The sequence below is a fragment of the Nitrosomonas communis genome (assembly GCF_900114745.1).
In the GTDB taxonomy this organism is placed as follows: domain Bacteria; phylum Pseudomonadota; class Gammaproteobacteria; order Burkholderiales; family Nitrosomonadaceae; genus Nitrosomonas; species Nitrosomonas communis_A.
The window spans coordinates 14,494-39,412 of record NZ_FOUB01000006.1; the positions used below are offsets into that span (position 1 = coordinate 14,494).

Annotated in this window: 17 protein-coding genes and 5 pseudogenes; 12 read left to right on the forward strand and 10 right to left on the reverse strand. The window is 41.4% G+C overall.

All coding sequences use genetic code 11. The features are described 5' to 3' along the window. Positions 1 to 23 precede the first annotated feature (23 nt). The 3 genes from BM122_RS03915 to BM122_RS23105 all read right to left on the reverse strand — a co-directional run bounded on the left by BM122_RS03915 (position 24) and on the right by BM122_RS23105 (position 2,598). Positions 24 to 1,913: a two-component system response regulator gene (locus BM122_RS03915; protein WP_074903861.1), complete on the reverse strand. Its 1,890-nt coding sequence runs from the start codon at positions 1,911 to 1,913 to the stop codon at positions 24 to 26. Between the two features lie 244 nt (positions 1,914 to 2,157). After that, the gene (locus BM122_RS03920; RefSeq protein ID WP_074903863.1) at positions 2,158 to 2,430 is read right to left on the reverse strand and encodes a transposase; all 273 of its coding nucleotides are present in this window, start codon (positions 2,428 to 2,430) and stop codon (positions 2,158 to 2,160) included. A 3-nt stretch (positions 2,431 to 2,433) separates the two neighbouring features. Further along, positions 2,434 to 2,598, reverse strand: coding sequence for a hypothetical protein (locus tag BM122_RS23105; protein WP_177198041.1), 165 nt, complete (start codon positions 2,596 to 2,598; stop codon positions 2,434 to 2,436). Between the two features lie 779 nt (positions 2,599 to 3,377). Here BM122_RS23105 and BM122_RS23110 point away from each other — a divergent pair. Beyond that, entirely contained in the window at positions 3,378 to 3,545 is a 168-nt protein-coding gene (locus BM122_RS23110; protein WP_177198042.1) for a hypothetical protein, read from the forward strand. A gap of 309 nt (positions 3,546 to 3,854) precedes the next feature. Here BM122_RS23110 and BM122_RS03925 read toward each other — a convergent pair whose 3' ends face one another. The 4 genes and pseudogenes from BM122_RS03925 to BM122_RS03940 all read right to left on the reverse strand — a co-directional run bounded on the left by BM122_RS03925 (position 3,855) and on the right by BM122_RS03940 (position 8,060). Next, positions 3,855 to 4,868: a glycosyltransferase family 4 protein gene (locus tag BM122_RS03925; protein WP_074903865.1), complete on the reverse strand. Its 1,014-nt coding sequence runs from the start codon at positions 4,866 to 4,868 to the stop codon at positions 3,855 to 3,857. Further along, positions 4,865 to 5,791, reverse strand: a complete 927-nt coding sequence (locus BM122_RS03930; protein WP_083398323.1) for a UDP-2,3-diacylglucosamine diphosphatase — start codon at positions 5,789 to 5,791, stop codon at positions 4,865 to 4,867. Before BM122_RS03930 ends, BM122_RS03925 begins: the two co-directional genes overlap by 4 nt. Continuing rightward, positions 5,788 to 6,629, reverse strand: a pseudogene (locus tag BM122_RS25825) (GNAT family N-acetyltransferase). Before BM122_RS25825 ends, BM122_RS03930 begins: the two are co-directional and overlap by 4 nt. Before the next feature lie 444 nt (positions 6,630 to 7,073). Beyond that, a complete protein-coding gene (locus BM122_RS03940; RefSeq protein WP_074903867.1) occupies positions 7,074 to 8,060 on the reverse strand; it encodes a diacylglycerol/lipid kinase family protein in 987 nt (328 codons plus the stop codon). 554 nt (positions 8,061 to 8,614) lie between these two features. On the opposite strand from BM122_RS03940, the gene BM122_RS03945 reads away from it, so the two are divergent. After that, positions 8,615 to 9,091, forward strand: a complete 477-nt coding sequence (locus BM122_RS03945) for an Hsp20/alpha crystallin family protein (protein WP_083398324.1) — start codon at positions 8,615 to 8,617, stop codon at positions 9,089 to 9,091. A gap of 230 nt (positions 9,092 to 9,321) precedes the next feature. Next, positions 9,322 to 10,917 carry a chaperonin GroEL gene (gene groL, locus BM122_RS03950; protein WP_074903868.1) on the forward strand — a complete coding sequence of 532 codons (1,596 nt, stop codon included), beginning with the start codon at positions 9,322 to 9,324 and terminating at the stop codon, positions 10,915 to 10,917. Positions 10,918 to 10,976: 59 nt separating this feature from the next. Here groL and BM122_RS03955 read toward each other — a convergent pair whose 3' ends face one another. Continuing rightward, positions 10,977 to 11,888: a patatin-like phospholipase family protein gene (locus BM122_RS03955; RefSeq protein ID WP_143083306.1), complete on the reverse strand. Its 912-nt coding sequence runs from the start codon at positions 11,886 to 11,888 to the stop codon at positions 10,977 to 10,979. 394 nt (positions 11,889 to 12,282) lie between these two features. On the opposite strand from BM122_RS03955, the gene BM122_RS03960 reads away from it, so the two are divergent. From BM122_RS03960 to BM122_RS03985, 6 genes and pseudogenes are all read left to right on the forward strand, one after another. Continuing rightward, complete coding sequence (locus BM122_RS03960; protein WP_074903870.1) at positions 12,283 to 13,311, forward strand: M14 family zinc carboxypeptidase; 1,029 nt, start codon at positions 12,283 to 12,285, stop codon at positions 13,309 to 13,311. Further along, positions 13,308 to 14,072, forward strand: coding sequence for an alpha/beta fold hydrolase (locus tag BM122_RS03965; RefSeq protein ID WP_074903873.1), 765 nt, complete (start codon positions 13,308 to 13,310; stop codon positions 14,070 to 14,072). The genes BM122_RS03960 and BM122_RS03965 overlap by 4 nt, the downstream gene beginning before the upstream one ends. Positions 14,073 to 14,227: 155 nt before the next feature. Further along, positions 14,228 to 15,985, forward strand: a complete 1,758-nt coding sequence (locus BM122_RS03970) for a bifunctional ornithine lipid synthase OlsF (RefSeq protein ID WP_074903875.1) — start codon at positions 14,228 to 14,230, stop codon at positions 15,983 to 15,985. Positions 15,986 to 16,326: 341 nt separating this feature from the next. Then, a pseudogene (locus BM122_RS03975) lies at positions 16,327 to 16,672 on the forward strand (transposase); the annotation flags it as partial. Between the two features lie 16 nt (positions 16,673 to 16,688). Continuing rightward, a pseudogene (locus tag BM122_RS24805) lies at positions 16,689 to 16,870 on the forward strand (IS3 family transposase); the annotation flags it as partial. Positions 16,871 to 17,546: 676 nt separating this feature from the next. Beyond that, positions 17,547 to 17,945 (forward strand): hypothetical protein, encoded by a 399-nt coding sequence (locus tag BM122_RS03985; RefSeq protein WP_074903879.1) that lies wholly within the window; start codon positions 17,547 to 17,549, stop codon positions 17,943 to 17,945. A 330-nt stretch (positions 17,946 to 18,275) separates the two neighbouring features. Here the strand turns inward: BM122_RS03985 and BM122_RS26515 are convergent. Next, positions 18,276 to 18,449, reverse strand: a pseudogene (locus BM122_RS26515) (IS982 family transposase); the annotation flags it as partial. An 844-nt stretch (positions 18,450 to 19,293) separates the two neighbouring features. Here BM122_RS26515 and BM122_RS03990 point away from each other — a divergent pair. Then, a complete protein-coding gene (locus tag BM122_RS03990) occupies positions 19,294 to 20,622 on the forward strand; it encodes a PhoH family protein (protein WP_074903881.1) in 1,329 nt (442 codons plus the stop codon). A gap of 80 nt (positions 20,623 to 20,702) precedes the next feature. On the opposite strand, the pseudogene BM122_RS26520 reads toward BM122_RS03990, so the two are convergent. After that, a pseudogene (locus tag BM122_RS26520) lies at positions 20,703 to 21,317 on the reverse strand (IS982 family transposase); the annotation flags it as partial. 1,491 nt (positions 21,318 to 22,808) lie between these two features. On the opposite strand from BM122_RS26520, the gene BM122_RS04000 reads away from it, so the two are divergent. Together BM122_RS04000 and BM122_RS04005 are read left to right on the forward strand one after the other, a co-directional pair. Further along, a complete protein-coding gene (locus BM122_RS04000; RefSeq protein ID WP_083398327.1) occupies positions 22,809 to 23,432 on the forward strand; it encodes an Hsp20/alpha crystallin family protein in 624 nt (207 codons plus the stop codon). 394 nt (positions 23,433 to 23,826) lie between these two features. Further along, positions 23,827 to 24,876 carry a PstS family phosphate ABC transporter substrate-binding protein gene (locus BM122_RS04005; protein ID WP_074903883.1) on the forward strand — a complete coding sequence of 350 codons (1,050 nt, stop codon included), beginning with the start codon at positions 23,827 to 23,829 and terminating at the stop codon, positions 24,874 to 24,876. Positions 24,877 to 24,919 lie beyond the last annotated feature (43 nt).

Below are 24,919 nucleotides of genomic sequence, written 5' to 3' on the forward strand. Positions count from 1 at the left end.
AGCGTGCCTTGTTTTTCAGTTGATTAGAGTATGTGCTTTAAGCAAAAAGATGAGTGAAGGTTCATTTGCTGCTCGACACATACGCTGGTTGTTTGCAATAATTGCTGTGCCAGCGCATCGGCTGGCAGTGGCTGGCAAATATAAAAACCTTGAACTTCATCGCATTCGAGCGATCTGAGTATCGCCAGTTGTTCCTTGGTTTCCACGCCTTCAGCTACTACACGTACTGCAAGTGCGCGTGCCATATTGATGATGGCAGCCACAATGGTAGTATCGCTGTGGGTTTTACCCAGGTCGCGGATGAAGGACTGGTCGATTTTCAGAATATCGATCGGCAGTGCTTTCAGCACCGAAAGCGATGAATAGCCGGTGCCGAAATCATCGATAGCGATTGAAATACCGCTTTCGCTAATTTCGCGCAACACAGATGTCACCATTTCCAGGTCGCGGATCAAAAGCGATTCAGTAATTTCCAGTTGTATCAATGACGGGAGAATATCGTACTTGTGAAGCGTTCTATGGAGTGTGGAGGGGAGTCCCGCATAGACCTGCGGAATCGCGATATTGATTGCGATCGGTAGCCCGCCCAGGTCAGAGTTATTGTCATGCCAGTGTCTGGCTTGTTCGCAAGCAGCATTCATAACCCATTCACCTATCGATATGAGTTGCCCGCTGTCAGCGGCTGCGGAGATAAAGTCGGCTCCAGTAATCAGTCCGAGGCGTGGATGATGCCAGCGCAGTAGCGCTTCGATGCCGATGATCTGGTTAGAAAGAATATCCACTTTGGGCTGATAATACAGCTCAAATTCATTTTTTTCCAATGCGTATTGCATTTCCTGCTCAAGCTGTATGCGCTCAAGCAGGCGCTTGTTCAACTCTTCGTGGAAGAATTGCACGCTACCGCGACTTTGCTGCTTGGCATGATACATCGCCAGGTCGGCATTTTTCATCAAGGTCTGTACCGTATCCCCATCCTGTGGAAACAGGCTGATGCCGATACTTACCGAGGTGTTGAGGCTATGTAGGCCGATGGCGCATGGTGGCGTATTGGCTTGCACAATCTTCTTTGCCAACACCGCCGCGTCCTGATAAGATTGCATGCCTTCCATCAACACCACAAATTCATCGCCTCCCAGTCGCCCAACTATATCGGACCCGCGGACAGCGCCGTTAATCCGTTTTGCCACTTGTATCAGCAGATCATCGCCGACATCGTGGCCGAGTGTGTCATTGATACTTTTGAAGCGATCCATGTCAAGGAATAACACCGCCAGGCTTTTCTTTTGCCGCTTGGCGCGCGCGATCGCCTCTTTCAGATGTTCCACCAGCGAGCGGCGGTTCAGCAAGCCGGTAAGCGCGTCCCGAGTCGCCAGGTTATGTGCACGTTCTTCCGCTTGGCGGCGCTCAATGATCTCGGCTTCCAGCGCGGCATTAATTTTCTTGAGATCCTGCATCTGCTTTACCTGCAAATCACGATTGAGCTCTTCCAGCTGATTAGTCTGATATTGCAGCTGCAGGTTTTTCTTGGCAAGCTCGACGAACACCAACACCTTGTTTTGCAATACCTGGGGAATTACAGGAATAAAAAGGTAATCAACCGCACCTTTCTGATACCCCTTAAGTCGGTTCATTTCGTCATCATGATGCGCCGTAACAAAAATAATGGGAACTGATGCCGAGCGCGGATGCGAGTGAATGATCTCCGCGGTTTCGAAACCATCCATTTCAGGCATGCTGATATCGAGCAAAATGGTGGCGAACTGATGATGCAGTACATGCCGCAAGGCTTCTCTACCAGATTGTGCAGTAACTATGTCAAATCCATTTTCTTTCGCTGTGTGGGTTAAGAGACTTTCCAATGCCAACAAACTAGCTGGGTGGTCATTAACGATGAGAACTTTTGGTCTGAGCATATGATTGGTCTTTTATAATATGATTAGTCTTTTTATATGATGCAAAGTAAATGCCAATTAAATTTACCAAGGCAATTTGCCGTCAGCTTGCCACTCGAGCATCATAAATAATCCCGGATTTTCCATTAGAAGCGATTAAGGGGGGGAATATTGGGCTGAATTTAACAGAAACATCAATGTATTAGTCTTGTCCTGCAGAGCATTAATTTATTCACGTTGCTGCATAGCACAACGGCCAGGTTAATCATTTTTTTCGGCCCTTGTGGATAATATAGCCAGCTTTAGCAGAGAACTTATACCGCAGCGTTTTGAAGGTATGCTGAACGTCAGGTTTGCCTGAAATCCTATCACTTCGTAATATTATTTGGCGAAACAAACTCATCAAATTGTAGGTCAGCATGGCTGTCAGTAAAGCAGCTTCAGTGGTCCGGAAAGCCTTGAGATTAAAACTTTTTTCACCAAAATCATATTTGAGTTCTTTGATACGGTTTTCTCCGTCAACACGGCCACGATTCAAACGTCAAAGCTCTGCTGCAGACGAACCTGTATTCGTAACCAATATACTGTAACGGTATTGAGGAACAAAAACCGGATCGTCGGCAAATAAAGACAATGTCTTGTTTTTGGCATCAGGCCACTCATCGATTTTCTGCCGAATGTCTATCACTCGGCATAGTTTTCCCAACTTCGCACCTGATAGTCCAAAGCGATTAGCTTTATGCCATCATCGAGTGGCCACCAACCTGTCTCTTCTACCAGCGCTTGTTATATTAGCTGATTCAGGTGCAAAGTAATCAAATAATCCATGCCATGCCGGTCTAATTCCATTTCCAAATCAAAAATGACGCGAAGGCGAGCCGCAGACAATATAAATAATACGGCAAGGTGAAGCCGACAAAGTCAGTTTTGATTTAGAAATGGAATAAATCATCCAGAAACGCAGTATCACTCAAACCACTATCTCTGTCCACAGCAACGCGATCTGCTTGCACCCAGCTTATCTAAACTGTCGTCCAGAAAAGCCAATGCATTATTAGTGCTATAGCTGTTGCCGAACCTTAGCCATAAATTGGCTACCATGCAAATTTGGCTACTATGTAAATATTTGCGGTAAAAGCCATCAAAGGGTGATGAAAATAGCGCCTGTACTTGCGCGGATTGTAGATGTTAACTTGCGCCGCGCCTTCCTATTGTCATCGGGGGGCATGACTGTTGAATCTAGATCCAATGTAAATCCGTCAGCGTGAAGATTGCCAAAGAACCAGCGGTATAAATTACCCAATACCCACGTGTTCATGCTTTGATCAATCTTCCTGCATAACCGCGTGGTTGCTTTGAAATTGACCATTCGTTTAAAACCAAACAGCTTCTTCAGCACAGGATCATATGGCGTTACTTTTGCCTGTTCAAAACAGTTTGCTCCACACTAGACTGATAACATGAACGGCAAAAGGAACAGAATCAATGCATCACCTCGATTACTGCCAAGTTGCGGCAAACCACAGCTTTATTGAACTCAATTCAGCCCCGCATTTACTTCATCAACCCTATGTCACCCCAAGCCGTTATTTCTTTATTAGTAAAGCGAAGCTCAAAATCCACGAAGATCCTCCAGAAGAAAAATGTGCATGAACCAAACTGCCTTAACTTAACAAGTTATCCTTATTTTTAACAATTTATTATTCTAATAGTTTCCATTAAACAACCTCCTTAATGGAAAATCTGGGATAATTTTGGGACCGAGAATGGAGATCAATGTTCCTGACTAAAGGGAATATATTTGCCGATATAGGTAAAATAGACATTATTTAATGTAAGTTAGTTCGCCCGCATCGTTGGCAGTTACTTTACTGAAAAAATTTATTTGGCTACGATGCTACGCATGCCCAACCTTCCATGGATTTTTTTTATTCAGAGCCTTAAAGGATAAAATATTTTTTATTACCGAATAGGTTCTAAATGATCAATAAAATTCTTCGCAGCAGCATACCAGCTAAAAGCTTCAGCTCTTGCTCGTGCTTCCTCTCGGGAAATTTGTAGGGCTTTTAAAACGGCATCTTCCAGATCATTTGACATGATTCCTCCGCCACTATTACCAATAACCTCTAACGGACCATCAACAGGATAACAAGCGACAGGTGTGCCTGTTGCCATTGCTTCAAGTAAAACCAATCCAAAGGTGTCCGCTTTGCTAGGGAATACAAAAACATCAGCACTGGCATATAATGTGACTAGTTCATTACGTGGCAATATTCCCAACCAATATACCTCAGGAAAGCGTTGCCTGAGTTGTTTCTCCAGTGGTCCTGCACCGCTAACTATCTTACTTCCTGGAAGATCCATTTCCAGGAATGCTTCAATATTTTTTTCATATGAAATACGGCCCACATATAATGCGACAGGCCTGGGGATAGTACCTAAAGTTGGGAAAAAAATGGACCGAGTATGATATTTAAATAAATCAGTATCTACTCCATGCGTCCAGGGTTTGAGATTCTGGAAACCTCGCTTTTGCAAACCAGATAAAACAGATTGTGTAGGAACCATCACACCTGCTGAAGGTTGATGAAAACGTCTAAGCAGAGCATATCCCCAGGAAACGGGGACTTTGACCGATGCATTAAAGATTTCTGGAAATTTTGTGTGAAATGCAGAGGTAAAAGGCCAGCCTGATTGCAAGCATAAGGAGCGAGCTGCCCAGCCCAGCGAACCTTCAGTAGCAATATGAATGGCATCAGGACTAAGTGTCTTTAGTATTTGCGACATTTCCTTTTTTGGGCGAATAGCCAGATCAATTCCTGGATAACCTGGACAAGGACGAGTACTGAAAAGGTTTGGGTGAATGATTTTCACACTATGATTGAGTTTTTCGAGCTCTTTAACCAGCTCTATCAGAGTGGTTACCACACCATTAACTTGGGGATGCCATGCATCCGTTATTAAAGCAAGTCTCATGCAAGTACCTCATCTTTTTCTTTGACTTTTGCCGTAGCAGGCATATTGTCAGGGATAACCAAAGTATCATCCACACTAGTCGAACTTTGATTCTCCAGCTCTAGCTGACACTGAGGCCAGTGAACAAGCTCGATTCGTCCATCGAAGTGTTCTATTAATGCAGAAAGGCTTTCGACCCAGTCTCCATCATTACAGTATGTAATACCATTGATATCGCGTATCTCGGGGTGGTGTATATGCCCACAGATGACACCGTCCAACCCACGACGACGTGCTTCCGTAGCCACGGCTTGTTCAAAAGAAGTGACATAGCTCACTGCTGTTTTGACTTTATGTTTAAGATAGCGAGAAAGTGACCAATAGGGCATACCTAACCGAGCGCGCAGAGAATTCAAATATCGATTAAGCTTTAAGGTTAATTCGTAAAGATTATCCCCGACGTAAGCAAGCCACTTAGCACATTGCACAACGCCATCAAAATAATCACCATGTATTATCCAGAATTTCCGACCATCAACAGTCTGATAGATAACTTCCTCTACTACTTCTATACCACCAAAAGAATGACCCAAAAACTGACGGGCAAACTCATCGTGATTACCTGGAACATACACTACCTTGCAACCCTTTCGGACACGGCGTAGTAATTTTTGTATAACATCATTGTGAGCCTGTGGCCAATACCAACCTTGGCGTAACTGCCAGCCATCGATAATATCTCCTACTAGATAAAGCTGTTCGCTTGGATATGCTCTCAAAAACTCCAGCAAGGCTTGTGCCTGACAACCTGGGGTACCCAGATGAATATCCGAGATAAAAACCGTACGAACTCTTGGTTTAGTAATTATTGCTGAAGAATCTTCGTTGTCTGGGATTGAAGCTTTTAAAGTATTAGCATAAAAATAACCATTGAGCTTATTCATGATACCCCCAGAAAATGTTTGCGGTAGCGGTTTGGTAAATCTTTCATTTGCAATAACATAGGTAAATCAGCAGTATTAAAGTGAGGATCCCAGGCAGGCCCTCCTAATACTTTTGCTCCTAAGTGGAGATAACCTTTAAGCAGGGTAGGTGGGTCAATTTTTAAAGTTTGATCCAAGCAATCAATTGGCAAAGGAAAACGTGGTCTGACTTGATAGTGGGTACTCACCATATACTGATCCCGGACCTGGCGCCAAATACTTGCAGCTGCATCCCCCGAACATATTCGCTTATTGCCACTTAAACTCATATTCATCGGTATGCTAACGCAACCTATCAGATAGCTTAACTTCTTAAATGCCATAAAACTGATCAATGCTGTCCATAACGCTTTGATAACACTTCCATTACGATAATCTTTGTGCACGCAGCTTCGGCCTAATTCAGCCATATGCTCTCGCAATGGTTGCAAGGAAGATAAATCAAATTCACCTTCGATGTATGTTCTTCCTGCAAGCTGGGCTTGTTGGGGCGTCAATACGCGGCAAGTGCCAATGACCTGCCAAGTTCACGATCTCGCACGAGTAAGTGCTCACAATACTCATCAAAATCATCGATATCAAAACCAGGAATATGAGTTGGAAGAATTGCACCCATTTCATCAGCGAAAACGGCATATCGCAACTTCTGTGCTTCACGAATTTCACTTTGACGTTTTGCCCATGTGGTCACGATATTTGGCTTTCTCACTCTATCTGTAGAAGCGAGTGGCGCAGCTCTGGGAGCTGGAATTATTTTTTGTGTAGAAATATAGGATTGGATATTGAGTGGCGCAATCATGTTTGACTCCTTTTATTAATGTTAGGTTATTGGATTATTGGGCTCACTAATTACCTAGCATTTTTTAGGAATTTCATGAATTTATTATGTCGCTTTTATGAAATTCCTTTGGCGGACTTATTAATCTCAGTCAATTCTTTAAGCAATGATGATTATGGTAGGGCTATCTAAGGGTAATCCAATTCTGAATCAAACCTGACTTTGTCTGCTTCGCCTTGTCGTATTATTTATACTGTCTGCGGCTCACCTTCGTGTCATATTTGATTTGAAAATGGAATAAAGTAATTAATCCGGAGAACAAACGTTTCTGGACAAATTTTCGCAAACCCAATTGGTACCATTGGCTTTCGCGGACGTTAGCGGGAGATTTGTAGTATTTTTCCGCTCCCGCTTCGCGCCAATACTCACGGATATTAGCTTGGCGCAGAATACGTTTTTCAATAGTCAGCTAAGCGCAGGGGGCTGGGCTGTTTGAATCAATACTCTGATGGGTTTTTGACTGATACTGAATTTTATTGTGCTTCCAGCTTCAATATCACGGTTGCGAAAATAATCCCCATCTACCTGAAGAGGGTAGGAGGGTTCATGTAAGGTAAGTGATATGCTTTCTCCTGAAAAATATTGTAGAGGAAATCCCGCAGGCTTGTGTCGAAGCATTCGTAATGCTTTGATCAATTCATGTTGACGTTTTGCCCCAGGTAAAAAACCAAGGACAAGCTTTTTTAAAGATGGGCTAGCGGTAGGAACAAGTTGTAAATTTCTTGCATAAGCTGCGCTATTAGCCACAATGACATAGCCTGATTTGCGATCAATGACAGCTTGCCCATTAATATGGACCGTCACGATAGGATGGTGTAAAGAAACTAACGCATTAAATCCGCTCCAAACGTAAGTCGAATCATTGATCGGTCCTTTTCGTCTGCCAATCCGCTTGATGGTTAGTGAATCAAAACCCATCGAGGCCATAATAAAGAAGGGTTTTTCTCCCTGAATCCCATTGCCGCTGATCAGGCCATAAAATTGCTCCAGGCATCTTCCATAAGTTATAGCTTGCAGCAAATCCTCTGGGTTTGCACTCATTCCATAGGAATGGGCAAATAAGGATTCGTTTCCACCGGGAACCATGTAAACGGGGGTATTTGTTTTACTAAGCAAAGGAAGGAGTTTTCTGACTGTTCCATCACCCCCGACCACTACTATAAGATCATGCCCTGTCATGGCTGTCTCGAGAAGCTTGTATGATTTCATTTTTTTCTTTGACTCGCAAACTTCCACAGCCATCCCATGATTAGCAAGGAATTTCCCGTATTCATGGGCTAATGACTCGGTATTGCCAGCACTGGAGATAGGATTGAAAATAATTAATACTTTTTGGGGTGAGGGAATGTTAATCAGTGTTCCCTTTTGCAGAAATGAGCTTTCATTTTTCACGGAAAATTAATAGTTATTTAATTAACTAATTACTTTATTAAATTAGTGGAGTAATTTATTTTGTAAATACCATGAGATAAATTACACCCCTCTTTAAGCAGCCAGATATATTCGTTGAAATCAACGTAAGCCATAATATGAATGCTAGCGGAACGCTAACAGTTGATGATGACAAACAAATGACAGGATGGTGAAAGTTTCGTGTATAAACGATCAATCGAAATGAGAAAAAACCTCGGTATTTTTTTCTTCATCAGGAATACGTGTTTCTACTTATTTATTGTTTCTCGTTGGTAATCTAAGATAAACCATGTCTCGGTTATTGATCTTTCCTGCATCTTATAAGCATGCAGAGAAAATCGTATGAACAGGCATAAGCAGATGAAAGAAAAAGTAGATAGCAAGAGGGTCAGTCAGGATTACGTTGCTAATTGATAGAGCATGATAGAGCAGCGATTGAGTAATTTATGCAAGTTTCATCAGTCGCTAGCGTTATGGATACTGATTGGCCAAGCTTCCGAGAAATTTCGTCCCTTTAGATAAGGAGAACTATCATGAAAAGTACCCAGCAATCATCTTCATCTCTGCAAAGTGAATCAAATGCTACGCAACCATCTTCAACTCAGCCTAGTATCATTGCTCGATCTGATCTGCTTGCTACTGTTGAGGATTGGCTTGGTAACTTAGGCATACGTATAGGCGAATTGTCAGTAATGAAAGTCGATTTATCAGAAAGTGATACTGAATACACTATTCTTGCTGATATCCCCGGTGTAAATAAAGAGAACATAAAAGTTGATTTAGAAAGTAACCGTATTTCGATCAAGGTTGAAAAAAAGAAAGAGACGGAACAAAAAGAAGGTGAAAGACTCATCTCTAGAGAACGTTCCTTTGAATCTATCACCCGTTCTATCAGGCTGGATGAGGAAATAGATGTGAACAAAGCTCAAGCCAAGTATGAAAATGGTGTGCTAAGATTGACAATACCAAAGAAACATGTGAAAGCTGTTAAGCAGCTTGAGATCAAGTAATTAAAGAGAGGTGAGCATTTTCTACTCTGCCAAGGTAGTTATGCCTAGTATGAAATTACACCGTACAAACTTGAGCTACGTGTTACTTTGATTTTATCTTGCGCAAATTTCAGTAAAAATTATGATTTGGTGAAGAAGATAAACTAGACTCTTGCATCAGTTTATCCGATGGTTATATTGTAGTGAAATAATCAGATCAAGATCATAAAAAATTCATTCAGGAGATTCCGTTGCCGGCAAAGCAAATCTTGTTTCATGATGCTGTATATTGCAAGATTGTCAGGGGCATGAATATTCTGGCCAATGTAGTCAAGATTACACTAGGCCCGTGGGGCCGCAATGTCATTCTCGAGCGCCCTGATGGCCCACCTCTTGTTGCCAATTCTGGCGTAGTGGTGGCGAAGGAAATCGAGCTTGAAGACAAATTTGAAAATATGGGTGCGATGATGGTGAGAGAAGTTGCCAGCAAAACATCCAGTGTGGCTGGTGATGGTACCACCACTGCAACCATTCTGGCCCAGGCGATCGTGCACGAAGGGATGAAGTTTGTTACAGCAGGAATGAATCCGATCGATTTGAAGCGCGGCATCGACATAGCGGTTACGGTGATAGTGAAAGCACTCAAGGAAGTATCCAAACCCTGCTCAACCCGAAAAGAAATTGCTCAGGTGGCGACAATTTCTGCTAATGCGGATACTGAGGTGGGTGAAATTATTGCTGAAGCCATGGAAAAAATAGGCAAGGAAGGGGTCATTACGGTCGAAGATGGCCAGAGCCTGGAAAACGAATTGGAGATAGTGGAGGGAATGCAGTTTGATCGAGGCTACTTATCTCCCTACTTTATCAATAATACAGACAAGCAGAAGGCAGAACTGGATGATCCTTATATCCTTCTGTCTGAAAAGAAAATCAGCAATATCCATGACCTATTACCGTTGCTGGAGCAAGTCTCCAAGGCTAATCGGCCATTACTGATCGTTGCAGAGGATGTTGAGGGAGAAGCGCTGGCAACACTGGTGATCAATAATATTCACGGTATTCTTAAATCTATAGCCGTCAAAGCGCCGGGATTGGGTGACCGACGCAAGGCTATGCTGGAAGATATGGCTATTCTCACTGGGGGCACGGTAGTCGCTGAGACAACCGGTCTTCTACTTCAAAAGATGACGCTGCAAGATCTTGGCCAGGCCAAGCGTGTCGAAGTGGATAAGGAAAATACTACATTGATTGGCGGAATGGGAAAGATTGAAAAGATTCACAGTCGTGTCAAACAAATTCGCCAACAGATTGAAACATCTTCAAACGATTACGATAAGGAAAAATTGAAGGAACGTCTCGCCAAGCTTGCTGGCGGAGTGGCAGTCATCAAAGTGGGTGCCGCTACTGAAACGGGAATGAAAGAGAAAAAGAGCAGGATTGAAGACGCTTTGCGTGCAGCTCGCGCTGCTGTGGAAGAGGGGATTGGACCAGGTGGAGGGGTTGCCTTATTACGAGCCAGAGCTGCTATCAGTGTACTAAAAGGTGATAATTCTGAGCAGGATGCTGGTATTCAGATTGTACTGCGGGCGCTAGAAGAGCCTCTACGGCAAATTGTAACCAATGCGGGAGGTGAGCCCTCTAGCGTGCTGGCCAATGTGTTGAAGAATAGCGGCAACTTTGGTTATAACGCAGCCTCTGGGGAATACGGTAATCTTTTGGAAATGGGCGTTCTCGATCCCACCAAGGTGACACGTTGTGCCTTGCAGAATGCTGCTTCGATTGCGGGTCTGATTCTTAGTGCCGATGTCATGATCGCTGGATTATCTGAAGAGACTCAAGCGGTATAAAGCAAGATAAATAGATTAAACAGATACATCGCTTTTGGGATTGTGGCGCTTGTGATTAATCAGATTTGCAGCCATTGTTGAATCTGTTCCCGATATTGCGCATACCAGATCCTGCCAATTTCTAATGCTTTTTGCTGGAATGCCGGATTATTTGCAGAATCCATATTACCAGGCATATCATAGTCTTTTAGATAATGATTAATATATAACACACGATCACCCAATATCTCCTCAGTAATTTTGACATTTGTAATCATTTTCTCTCTAAGTATTAATGAAGCTACCCCTTTTACTGACCATTGAATTCCGCCATATCCACAGGCTTTAATGCCATTTATAGCGAAACTGCGCCAGCCTGATCCAATGGAAAGCACTTTTATATCGGAATCATTCCAAAACCTCTTAGCATGAAGATAGACACTAAGACCTGGATTATTCATACCTATACCTCCATCGATTCGCCAGCTTCCATCTTCCATTTGTACTGGAGGATAATATGCTGGTGCAGCCGTGCAAGCATCTGCCACTTCGCTAAGAAGAAAATCCGGCTGACTCTCATTGGTGAAAATTTCTAATTGATCCCGGTTAAGGTTGAAGCTAGGAATCAATATTCGTTTGTTAAGGGATGAGAGCCTTAAGTTTCCTAATTCCTTTTTTAATACTAGGCTTTTTGAGGTACCTTTATATTTGGGGCGAATTTGCAGGAGATTTAGCAATCTGCTCATCCTATGTTCTGTCATCATTTTTTCTAACATTTTCTCTTGTAGAACAGTATGGATTATCTCTCTGGCATTCAATGTTCGACCCAGAATTAAACATGCAATCAGCCCTCCAGATGATGAGCCCGCAACCATGTCAAATAAATCGTAAGTGGAAGAACCGCTATCCTCTTCTAGACAAGCCAAAACGCTAAGTTGAATTAACAGATGGCTACCGCCTCCATCTAAACTTAAAACATATTTGTTTTGCACAACAGGTCTCCCAGGGTTTATGTTACATATGAGAAGCAGGTTATTATTCCATTTATAAATTGAAACAGACTTTGTCGACTTCACCTTGCCGTATTATCTATGCTGTCTGCGGCTCCCCTTTGAGTCGTTTTTGATTTAGAAATGGAATTAGCTGCAAAGTGGATGTATTTTGCAACCCATAGCTGCTGAATTCTGCAGTACAGCAAAACTTTTGAAGGAGAACTATACTTTTCATTATTACCCTATAAGTCTCTTTTTAAAAAGTTGAATGGGGAAATGAAGTTTAAAAAGAATTGATTAAACTTTCTTGAAGTTTATGTTAAATATGGATGCAATCTTCGTTAGGAAAAAATGATCTATCACAGATGAAATGCTTTGCCGATAATGAGTTTTTATGAGTACTACTAATACCTTAAAACAGCTATTACCTGAGCTACAACAAATTGAGGAAATTGTTCATTTGGGTAATAAAACAGATTTATGTAGTGAAGTGCTTTGTCATGTATCTTGTGATGGTGGCATGTTGCCAATTTATGTTTTAACGCTAGGGAATAGCGCAAAAGAAGTGCCGTCCATTACCTATGTTGCAGGTATCCATGGGCTAGAACGCATTGGGACGCAAGTAGTCATTGCATTTCTAGAAGGTCTGCTAGAACGTTTAAAATGGGATCAGGTTTTGGTTGATATTCTGCAACGGGTACGCATCAATTTTTTACCGCTTATCAATCCGGTTGGTATGCTTAACTATACCCGCGCGAATGGACGAGGTGTCGATTTGATGCGTAATGCACCCATAGATAGCCATGAAAAGACAATCTGGCTGGCAGGGGGGCACCGGATTTCATCTTATTTGCCATGGTACCGTGGAAAGATTTCTGAGGGGATGCAGCCTGAAGCACAAGCGTTATGTGATTTTATTACCCAGAAGGTTTTCCCTGCGCCGTTCAGCCTGGTTCTGGACTGTCATTCCGGTTTTGGCACTCGTAATCAGATCTGGTTTCCTTATGCCAGAAGCCGGCTTGAACCTATTAAACATTTAAAAGAAGTTTTTTATCTGCGTAAGCTTTTCATGCAGACTTATCCTTATCAAGATTATCTTTTTGAGCCACAATCACAACATTATTTGGTACATGGTGATCTTTGGGATTTTCTTTATTTAAAATCGTTGGCAAGTGATAATATTTTTCTGCCATTAACGCTAGAAATGGGGTCTTGGCGGTGGATTCGCAAGAATCCGCTGCAGTTACGCCAATTACAGGGTCTTTATCATCCGATAAAACCACACCGGCTTAACCGAGTGCTGAGGGGTCATTTAATACTGATGGAATTTCTGCTGCACGCGACTTTATCTTATGAAAACTGGCTTATTAAGAGTGATTCATTGGAATTAGAGCAGCAGGCGCGAACGTTGTGGTACACATGAGGTATTGCGAGCATTTTGTATTGATTCGGGGACTGTTGCGTGAAACAAGACATTGGGGGGTGTTTCCCGAGTATCTGCAGCAACAGTTCCCCCATGCGAATATTATTAGGCTGGATATTCCTGGTAATGGTCGGTTGTATCATGCCACTAGCCCAAAAACGATTACAGCCATGACAGAAGCATTGCGTGAGAAAGTGTCCAAAAGTCAGCCGCTCAGACTGATTGCACTTTCCATGGGAGGGATGATCGCGATTGATTGGATGATGCGCTACCCGGATGAAGTGGAAGCGGCAGTTTTAATCAATACCAGTGCCAGACCGCTTTCTCCGTTTTACCACCGTTTACGCTGGACGATTTACCCCTATGTGATAAAAATGTTTTTTCGGTCAGCTTTGCAGAAGGAATCAGATATTCTGACTCTGACTTCAAACCGCCACAGCCACAACAGTAAATTGCTTGCGTCCTGGCAACAATGGCAACAAGAAAACCCAGTGTCAACTGTCAGTGCCAGAAACCAATTCCTGGCTGCGTTAAAATTTTCGGTAACTTCTAAACCGAAGCAACCAGTACTCATTGTAACCAGTCAAGCTGATCGCTTGGTTGATTATCGCTGTAGTCTGAAATTGGCGCAGACTTGGCAAACAGACTATGCACAGCATGATACGGCTGGCCATGATCTATCACTGGATGAACCAGAATGGCTGGCAAATATCATCAAGCAATGGTTTAACTCTGATCTTTCTTCAACAGCTGGAGTTTAAATAAGCCTAGATTTTTCATTAGAAGATCTTCCTAGTGGAAAATCTGAGTTCAATTCTTCGAGCACATTTTCTTCGAGTAATTTCTACGTCATTTCTTGGTCATATTGATCATATATCTTAACCAGTATTAAATTTGTATAGTGGGGAGAAGGTATATGCTTAATGTTGATGTCTTACTGAAAGATTATTTTCAGAATGTGGATGAGAACATTGATAAGCCTCTGATAAAGGTTGCTTCTTCTGTATTGAAAAAACTGTTCCATCAGGATGAAATTAACTCTTTTATTGAAACTCACCAATATCTGGAAGGATTAGAATTCAATGATGCCGTTCTTGAACATTTTAATTTTACATTTCAGGTATCTAGCAAAGACCGGGCTTATATACCTGACCAGCGTCGTGTATTGATTGTTGCCAATCATCCACTTGGCTCTCTGGATGGATTGGCGCTTCTTAAATTGATATCAGAGATCAGAACCGACGTTAAAATTGTTGCGACTACATTGCTGAGCTGTATCGATCCCCTGCAAGGCTTATTTCTCTCGGTTGATAATTTATCAAAAACAGCGAAGCACCGCGATAGTATGCTTCAAATTGTTGAAGCACTGGAAGCAGAACAAGCTGTCATCATGTTTCCAACGGGAGAAGTCTCACGTATTTCTCCTCTTGGGATTCGTGATGGCAAGTGGAAAACCGGTTTTTTATCTCTAGCTAAAAAAACAAATACACCGATTGTTCCTGTCTATATTGGCGGTAAAAATTCCATGCTTTTTTATGGCCTTTCCAGTATTTATAAACCGTTGGGCACCATGATGCTGGTCAATGAAATGTTTAATCAAAAAGGCTGTGAAATTTCATTCAGGATTGGCAAGCCTATACCCTGGGAATCCATAGCGGCAATGGATATGCCTAAAAAAAGCATTGCGAAATTAATGCGCAAACAGGTTTACTTATTAGGTAAGAAGAAAAAAAAGGAATTATTTAAGCCAATTGAGAATATTATCCATCCGGTTAAAACCAAGCTCATCCGTAAAGAACTAAAAGCTTCGCAATTAATCGGTAAAACACAGGATGGCAAGCATATTTATCTATTCGATTACATTTCCAATTCCAGTGTAATGCGTGAAATTGGGCGTCTGCGAGAATTATCCTTCCGCCAGGTGCAGGAAGGTACGGGGAATTCTTTAGATATCGATAATTATGATCGCTATTACCGTCACCTTATTTTATGGGACGAGGATGAGCTGGAGATTATTGGTTCCTACCGTATAGGGGAGGCGGCCAAGATTCTCAGAAAATATGGGGAAACAGGTCTGTATACTAACAGCCTGTTTAAATTTAATCAGTCATTCATTCCCTATCTTGAAAATGCTATAGAACTGGGACGTAGTTTTATCCAGCCAAGATATCAGGGGAAACGTAGCCTGGATTATCTCTGGTATGGGATTGGCGCTTATCTTTATCTGCATCCAGAAATACAATATATGTTTGGGCCTGTTTCATTGAGCACATCATTGCCTGAACCCGCACAAAAAGTCATTGCAAGTTTTTATACAGAACTTTTTGGCAATGACCAAATGCTTTCCATTCCCAGACTTCCATTTAATTTTACACAGATTACGGACTTTATACCCTTTAAGAAGGTATCAAATGAAATTGAATACAAGTATGCATTTGCCATTCTTAAAGAACGGCTGGATGATTTAGGTGTAAAAATACCCATACTATATAAGCAGTATGTAGAGTTATGTCATCCAGGAGGCTGCGAATTTCTAGGTTTTAATATTGATCCTGATTTTTCTAATTGTGTGGATGCTTTGATTCTTGTTCATATCGAAAGCATTAAGGGAAAAAAACACCAACGCTATATTGAAAGTCATGCAAGAGTTATTGAGAATCTTAGCTTTGCATAGTAAGGGGGTATGAATAAATTCTATTTCTAAATCAAACCTGACCTTGCCGGATTCATCTTGCCGTATTATTTATACTCGCCGCACTTGAAATTTCGGCACTCAAGCGCAATCGAGAATCTGGGAATTATCGGTCAACAAGGAACGTAGCACTTCCTTATAGCACTTGGAAGCTGCAAAGAAATCATCGCAAGCTCACTTGAACAAGGCAAAGATTTGATAATACTTGTCATACAGAATTTCTTTTTTTGAAGAATCGCCAATAGCGCTCAATTAGATTCAGATTGGATGCATTGAATCGCCTCGGGTTTACAGAAAACTCTATTTCTTGAGAGGATAGAGTAATGAAAAAACAAGTAAGATATTCACCGAAGGTTCGTGAACGGGCTGTCCGATTGCCGTATGCACACCAAGGGGAGTATGAGTCGCAATGGGCGGCACTGGAATCGATAGCGTCCAAGATAGGTTGTACTGCTGAGACGTTGCGCAAATGGGTTCGACAATCAGAGACTGATCAGGGCATCCGAGCAGGCATGTCAACCTCGGATCTTGAGCGACTCAAACAACTGGAACGTGAGAATCGTGAACTGAAGCAGGCAAATGAGATATTGCGCAAGGCATCAGTCTATTTTGCGAAAGGACGCTCGACCGCCGACCGAAGTGGTGGCTATATTTGTCGATCAACATAAGGAGCATAGTACGAGGCAAGGCAGAAGTCATCCGGCATCGCGGCCCCTGGCGCAATATTGATGAAGTGGAATCTGCCATTTTGGAATGGGTCGACTTGTTCAACCATCGCCGATTGCTGGAGCCGATCGGAAATATTCCACCGGCAGAATTTGAAATGGCATATTATCGCTATTAAAGGAGTCAGCTAATGCAGCCATGACTCAAACTAAAAATTCTCCGGAAAAACCGGGGCGATTCAGGCTTGTTTAATGGGATTGTAATGGAAAAACACAGCAGCACCAGCAAATGAATCAACCGATAAGTCAATGACACACCAAGATGTAAGAGCGGCCTTTGAGGATGTATCGTTATTCATACATAAAACTTTTGTGTTTGTTAACGGAAGCATTCAACTTTCTAAGAAAGCAGAGATGAACTAGATGAAAAATCGTTTCTAGTCAGTCCTACCTCGTTATTCTAATTCGCAATAGAAAAATAAATTATAAAATTACGTAATATCTTGTAAAGAAATAATTTTATTTAAAAAATTATTTACTTTTTTATTAGGAATTGGAATTAGTACCAAAAATCGTTTAGCTTCATATTACTGCAATAATCCATCAGTATTATAAAAGCCATCTAGGAATTGGCAGAGAATTATGGAATCGATTTCTAGCCATAGGTAGCTACCTATCCTCTCGAGATGATTTCCTCCCATCAGGTAGCTACCTATTTTAAACCGTCAAGAGAGACGCAGCCGGTGAAGTGCATACATACTTGCATAACCCTTGACGGGTATTTTTAAAATACGCTTATGAATCAGGTTGTGAAAAGCATTTAACCCCGTACCTATTCCGATCAATAAGCGATAACTTGTTATAGAAAGGGTTATTAAATGATTAAAAGTACAGATTCAGTTACTCAAGTATCAATTAAGAACAGGCCAATTGATTATTTTACTTTGATGCATTCTTTGGGGCCAATTTTGCATATGTTGAATACTCAATCTTCGACAGTTTGCGCAAACCGTGAGCCAAATTCCCAGTCTTTCCTATATTTGAAACTAGCTAATTATTCAATGCTCGAAGCGATGGCAAGACGTATGGGCATTAGTCTAAACGAGATGACAAATGAAGTGGTGACTATAGGTATTGCATACCTTCTCAGTCATTTGGAAAAAGACTCTAAGAAGGAAATTAATGAATTGGCTGAGAAGGTTGTTCAGGAGGTTGAATTAGAAAATCTTTTATGGGAAGAAAAAACACCTAACGAACTGAATGACACAGTAGCTTAAATGTGTTTTGGTAAACTATATGAAAAGTTAAAGTGATTTTTAGAGACAAATAATACGGAAACTATCGATATTAAAAGCTTTCAGCTTAAAATTGACCGAGTCTCCAGAATCTTAAAACATGTGAGTTCGACATAAGGATTATGCCACCACATCTGGAAGACTTGAGTGAGTCTGATATTAAAGAGGATTTCTTTTCACGAAACGTGTAAGCCACCAATTCAGCGATCAGATTAACAAAGAAGTTAAATGGGCTGCGATGGGGGGAATGCTCGCTTTAACAGCACAAAGCTACCACAAGCCACCTTGTAGCAGCTCAACAAAACAGTTTTAGTTCCCTAATCCTGGGAAATAGAACAGTTGATACCTCAACACGGGGTCCAGATAATAGTGCTTAAATGTTCGGTAATTCGACAGATGAAACCCCATCATGATGGTCATGACTTCGCTTAGACACAGCTCCCCTCGCCGCCGACACCGTTTCAGCGATAACTGCGATAAGCATTGATTTCATCACGGCTCAAACCCTTTACAAAAATCGTCACTCGCACAAAAAATCGCTATCATAGTATCCATCGGAATCTGATCCCTCCAATGATGAAACTCTTTTTGAAAATCCTTTCATCATAAGGAATTCAGGTTCTTTTTGCTGCTTTTCTTATCCCGAACTCACGTTATTTAGTTACCTGCAAAGTTTTATCCGTCAAATCATACGTTCAGGATCATGCCTGAAACCACTAGAATCACTATTTGCGCAACCAATTTCAGATAACAGCATGCCAGTGTCGTTATCTTTACTCTTGCTTTTGTATTCATTATTTCCTTACATAAAAAAATTATCAAAATCATATCTTCAGGATTAATCCTGAAACATTAAGATAGCTACTTCATGTGACAATTTAATGACGCATATAAAAATCATTAAAGAATGCTTCGTCACTAGATGAATTACTACAGGGAAAATTGCTGGAATGCGCCGATGAATAAGCGATTTATATTTATATTTATGCAAAATTATACTGGCGGACACCGGCAGAGGGAGTCATACAATTGACTGAGCAATAACACAGTTGCGATTCAAGTTGGAATATCAAGCACTTCTATGGCTAGATCAAGCACCTATTGAATCTAAGAAAATTAAAAAAGACCAGGACATTTGGGCAAAATGTTTTTATCTGGTTTTTCTGATAAGAATAGGTGTATATTTTCTTATTCCATTTCCAAATCAAAAATGACACGAAGGCGAGCCGCAGACAGTAGAAATAATACGGCAAGGAGGACCCGATAAAGTCAGTTTGGATTTAGAAATGGAATTAACCCCCTTCTAGCGATAATCAACCACATCAAAACTATGGCGAAACGCGTTAAAAAAATTTATGTATTGGATACTTCTGTTTTACTCTTCGACCACAACTCCATTAAAAATTTTGAAGAAAATGATGTAGCCATTCCCATTACCTGTTTGGAGGAGCTGGATCGTTTTAAAGTAGGAAATGAAACAAAAAACTTTGAAGCAAGAGAAGCCATTCGATTCATAGATAAACTTTCAGGAAATTATGGTCTTAACAACTGGATTGCGCTGGGAACAAAAAAAGGAAAGCTGAAAATTGTAATGTCCAATCTGGTTAACGGAATGGATGCAGAAGAGATCTATGGAAAAGGAAAGAATGATCATAAGATTATTAATGCTGCGCTGACGCTAGCTCATTCCGAAAAGTCTGCCAAGGTTATTTTAGTCACCAAGGATATTAATTTACGCCTGAAGGCCAAGGCCATAGGGCTGCCTTCAGAAGACTATGAAACTGGCAAAGTAAAAAACGTCAAAAATATTTCGACTAGCTTTCCAGTGATTGAAGATATCTCTTCCAATATGATTAATGAACTTTTTAGAAAAGGTAGCATTAATGAAGGAGATCTCCTCGGTAACCATAAAACTGCCAATGGTTATTACATCATTAAAAATGGTAGTGACTCAGTTCTGATACGATACAATGAAGCTTTGGATACGATAGAACGGGTCGAAAAAACTTATGTTTATAATATCAAACCTAGAAATGCCGAGCAGACTTTCGCTGTAAATGCATTATTGAATGACCATATCAAGCTCGTTGCTCTTCAAGGTGTGGCCGGGACCGGAAAAACGCTATTGGCGCTAGCATCTGCACTCGAGCAAAAAAATAAATATAACCAGATCATTCTCGCTCGACCTATTATTCCATTAAGTAATCGCGAGATCGGATTCTTGCCTGGTAGCGCTGAGGATAAAATTTCTCCCTATATGCAGCCATTGTGGGATAACCTGAAATACATCAAAAGCCAATTCCGCACTACTGAAAAGAAATCCAGGATTTTGGATGACATGGAAGAAAGCGGTAAGCTTTCAATCACTGCGCTGGCCTTTATCCGTGGACGGAGCTTGTCCAATGTCATGTTCATCATTGATGAGGCGCAGAACCTGACACCTCATGAAGTTAAAACGATTATCACACGTGCCGGTGAGGGAACAAAAGTAGTGTTCACGGGTGATATAAACCAAATCGATACACCCTACATGGATGAACAATCAAATGGCCTTACTTACCTGATCGATCGTTTGAAAGGACACCCTTTGTTCGCGCATATCCGGCTTGAAAAAGGGGAGCGCTCAGCGCTGGCAAATCTCGCGAACGAGCTGCTGTAATTCTCATGCGGTATGTTAGTTAGGAAAAGTGCTTTTAACCTAAAAATCACTGTTAAGTTAACGTGAGTTCGACATGAGGATTATACCGATACGAATGGAAGAGCTTGAGGGAGTCTGATATTAAGCGAGGGTTTCTTCTCGCGGAACGTATAAGCCACCAATCCAGCGATCAGATTAACAAAGAAGTTAAATGGGCGGCGATGGCGGGAATGCTCGATTTGCGAGATGTTTTTCAATTGGTCGTTGACAGAGCTTGTCAAAAAGCGGCAACAGCCTGTTTTTCATGTTCTTGCGCACCTTGGTAACGAGCTGCACGCATTGCTCCCAAAGTTGCTTAAAGAGTAACTGCGAGAGGGAACCCCGGTCAGCAAAGAGTTTCCCAAATAAGGAGCGTGCCCCAGTTCAGGTACCGTATCACGGTCATCAATATTGCCCGCCGTTTTATTTACTCCCAGCAATTCCCCGTGGTCATTGATGACTAGGTGCAGCTTGAACCCATAAAACCAACCCATGCTGGTTTTTCCCCGAGTAGCAAACTCTGCCTTACTTTATGCGACCCAATGCGGCGATTGTGGCATACACTGATCCAGGTCAAATCCATGAAGCCGGAGGATCCAACTGCAGCGTCCAAAGCGGCTGCTCAGAAAGCAATATAAGAGCACCAGGTTACCTTGTAGCAACTCAACAAAGCGGTTGCTATAGCGTAACCAGTTAAGAATGATTCAGAATATATAGGTTTTGAAAAGAGCATCTCAACGGTTTGGTTTTGTTGTTTACGCAGTGCTTTGGTGTATGCCCTTTTATGCTAGATGAGACAATGAGAATACTCTTTGAATCATTTCTAGCTGGTTTTGCTATATAACCTCCTCACCCTTGAAAATAAGACCGCTGATACCTCAACACGTGATCCAGATAATAGTGCTTAAATGTTCGGTAATTCGACAGATGAAACCCCACCATGATGGTCATGACTTCGCTTAGACACAGCTCCCCTCGCCGCCGACACCGTTTCAGCGATAACTCCGACAAGCGCTGCTGTGCTACCACGGCTCAAACCCTTTACAAAAATCGTCACTCGCACAAAAAATAGCTATCGTATCTATTGGAACCTGGCTCCTCTAATGATGAAATTCTTTTTGAAAATCGCTTAGTCATAAGGAATTCAGATTCCTTTTACTTCTTTTCTTATGTCGAACTCACATTAGATAAAAATATTTTTCCCAAATGTCCCAGTCATTTCTAATTTTCTTAGATTCAATGAGTGCCTGATCTAGTGAAGGCAACACCTAACATTCCAACTTGAATGTGAATGGCTGCTGTACTATTGCTCAGTCTATCGTATGACTTTATCTAGCGGTATCCACCAGTATGATTTTCACATAAATGTAAATCTAAATCGCTTATTCATCAGCGCATTCAGGCAGTTTTCCCTATAGCATTCATCTAGTGACGATGTATTGGTTAATGATTTTTATATGCGTCATTAAATAGTCACATGAAGTAGCTATCTTAATGTTTCCGGCTGAATCTTGAGCGTGTGATTCTGATAAACCTTTTATATAAGGAAATAATGACTATAAAAGCAAGAGTAAAGATAACGACGATGGTCTACTGTTATCTGAAATTGGTTGTGCAAATAGTGATTCTAGTGGTTTCAGGTTTGGTCCTGAAGGTATGATTTTGGTCAAACATTGCAGGTAACTAAATAGCAAATATAAAAGCAAGAAATGAAAAACCTTTTCTCACCGACTGAGATATAGAGAAGGTAGGGTTAATCTATTTGGACCTATTAATAGTTTTGATTTAACTCATATTCACTATTTCCAAATATATCGGGTCAAAATATGACCTGGCAGTTTGCGGAGAGGGCAGATAAAACTGAGCAGATTAGTTGCTACAGATCCAGAATTTGTTTTTTTATAAGTATTAATACGTATTTTTTTTTTTGAATGTTTATATTATGAATCTTAATTTCAGTATTTGACTCTTATTTCATCTAATCTTCTTCAGTTAATATTTGAAGATGGGTCGAATCTGACAGGGTATAGCGTGATTTCAAATCAAGGCCTCGCTGTGAATAAAAAGAAGACGATGAGGTAATTCATACTTCTTTTTAAAGCTTTTAGTTTAAGAAACGCGTTGATTTAAAGAAAGGGTCGCTTTTCATAGATGAGAGGAGAACGATTATGACAAGTACCAAACACCACTCTTCATCTCAGCCACATGAAACAGGTACCAAGAAGTCACCTTCTACTTCACATGGCGAGACAACAGCTACACAGGAAACAGGTGCCAAAAAGTCACCTTCTGGTTCGCATGGCGAGATAACAGCTCCACAGCCATCTCCTCGTGAGATAAGTGCCAAGCCATTGCCTTGTGAAGAGACTACTATAAAACCATTATCAGTGCTGCCCGGTAATGTCACTGACGTACTTGTTACGCTTGGAGATTGGCTCAATAACTTAGGTATACATATAGGAGAGATTCCAAAAATGAAAGCTGATTTAACTGAAAACATTTCTGCTTATACGCTTTATGCAGATATTCCTGGGGTAAGTAAAAGGGATATAAAAGTCCAATTGGATAGTAACTGTGTTGTCATTAGTGTTGAAAGAAAGGAAAAGGTAGGCCAAAAAGAAGGTGAAAAAATAATTTCTTTCGAACGTTCTCAGGAACCCGTTTCCCGGACATTTAAAATGGACGAAGAAATCGATGTGAATAAGGCTGAGGCAAGATATGAAGATGGTGTACTGGAATTGACCATGCCAAAAAAACATGTGAAAGCTATCAAGGAACTCGAAATCCATTAACTAAGGAAATTCTCCTGCCTGTAGAAGGAGTGATTTTTCCTATACAGCAAACTAATTTCGCCTAAGTCTGTAGGTAATAATATATAGATTAATTAACCAAGTTGCTTTAACCTTAGATTGGCTTATTTTGTTTGTGGATGGCAAGAGTAGGAACACTTATGTCTGTCTGGATATGACATGTCCGTGCTTAAGTGAAGTTATCTGATTAAGACTTCAAACTTCCAGGTAGGTGATTTCATAGTTGGGAAAGCAAGTCCTGAGCTTCAGGATGTTGTATGCGCTGGGGGCTCATATTGTCATAATTGTGTAACAAATACAGTATAGCCTTGTCGTGAATGAGGCATTTACTTGCCCATTCTGAAACTGATCAGCGTATTTTTTCCCAAGGAGAAAAATGTTTAGAAAATTATTTATTCTGGCAGTTTTCCTAATGGTTTCTGCCAGTTCAGGCTTAGCCCAAGCTGCGCGCGATTATATTAGTATTGTTGGCTCCTCCACGGTTTATCCATTCGCTACAGTAGTGGCGGAAACTTTCGGTAAAACAACTGGGTTTAAAACACCGAAAATTGAATCTACAGGGACAGGCGGTGGTTTTAAGCTCTTTTGTGGCGGGATAGGCGTGGCGCATCCTGATATCACCAATGCTTCTCGTGCGATTAAAAAATCAGAGATCGATTTGTGTGGAGCAAACGGGGTAACTGAAGTTATTGAGGTAAAAATTGGTTATGACGGTATTGCTATCGCCAATTCGAAGAAAACTGCGGCATTACAGCTTTCACGGAAAGATCTGTTTTTAGCGCTAGCCAAGAATGTACCCGATCCCAAGGGGGGCGAAAAACTGGTTTCTAATCCCTATAAGACCTGGAAGCAGGTCAATTCAAAATTACCCAATGTTGCCATTGAAGTGCTGGGTCCGCCCCCCACTTCCGGTACCCGTGATGCATTTGTCGAGCTTGCCATGGAAGGGGGATGTAAAAAGTTTGACTGGATTGCTGCGATTGAAAAAAAGGATGAAAAGCAATATAAGGCAATTTGTCAAACTATCCGTGAAGATGGTGCTTATGTCGATGCGGGTGAGAACGATAACCTGATCTTGCAAAAGCTGCAGGCAAATCCAAAAGCGTTAGGTATTTTCGGGTTTAACTTCCTGGATCAAAATATTGACAAGGTACAGGGTTCAACCGTTGACGGTATTACGCCAACATTTGATACGATCGCCGATCACAGCTATCCGGTTGCTCGCCCGCTGTTTTTTTATGTAAAGAAAGCGCATGTTGGCATGATTCCAGGAATTAAGGAATATTTGCACGAGTTTACCAGTGAGAAAGCTTGGGGCGATAATGGCTATTTGTCAGACAGAGGCCTGGTTCCTTTGTCAACTGCCGAGCGTGCTGAAGTTGTTCAGACTGTTAAGCAGCTAAGGGTAAATATAATCTGTAATTAACTGATTGTAATCGGATGGGGCAGTTGTACCTGTGCCATCCTTA